This window comes from Bacillus sp. 05T31, assembly GCF_056396725.1.
Window position 1 is genome coordinate 1 of the sequence record NZ_JBFTMA010001201.1, and the last position, 708, is coordinate 708.

The window sequence follows — 708 nt, forward strand, 5'->3', positions numbered from 1 at the left end:
ATATATATGATTTTTTCCGTATTATGCGGGTTGATTATTTATAAATTCCAACAACCAGCTTGGGCTGAATTTGTCGTTCAAAATGGAAATATAATAAAACAAAATATTTTCGTAGAAGCAAGTAAATATTATATTTTATCTTGGTTACCAACTCTTGTGTATGCTGCATTTGCCTTTATGATTTCCGTTTTAACGAGATCGAGCGGAGGTGCAATCGGGATTTCTTTATTTCTTGCATTATCAGGGGGAATAGCGCTAATTCCGGCAGCAAGATATGAATGGGCGAAATATTTATTACCAGCGAATACAGATTTATATGGGCTTTTAAAGGGTGGAAGCTTTATTGATGGAGTAACATTCCCATTTGCTTCTTGTATGCTTCTTCTATACTTAGCTGTATTTTTAGGGGTTTCCTATACTGTATTTATAAAACGAGATTTAACAGCATAARCAAAAAGCCGTTAAGGRTAACTGAAGTGACCCCCGAAAGTTAGACAGGTCGTTTCATTAGGCAGCCTCTAGGGTATGAGCCCGGTATTGTACCGGGCTCATACCCTAGAGGCTGCCTTAATTCTTTTATGATTATAGTATTCTATATACTTTGCTAATTCTTGTTTGAAATGTGTTATACTTTCAAATTCTTTTCGATACAGAAATTCCGATTTCATGATACCGAAGAAATTTTCAATAACGGCATTGTCATAACAG

The 708-nt window shown here is 35.3% G+C and carries 2 pseudogenes; one reads left to right on the top strand and one right to left on the bottom strand.

Annotated elements, in window-relative coordinates:
• Positions 1-450: pseudogene (locus tag AC1DJR_RS32420) on the top strand (ABC transporter permease); the annotation flags it as partial.
• A 57-nt stretch (positions 451-507) separates the two neighbouring features.
• On the opposite strand, the pseudogene AC1DJR_RS32425 reads toward AC1DJR_RS32420, so the two are convergent.
• Positions 508-708 (bottom strand): annotated as a pseudogene (locus AC1DJR_RS32425) (IS3 family transposase); the annotation flags it as partial.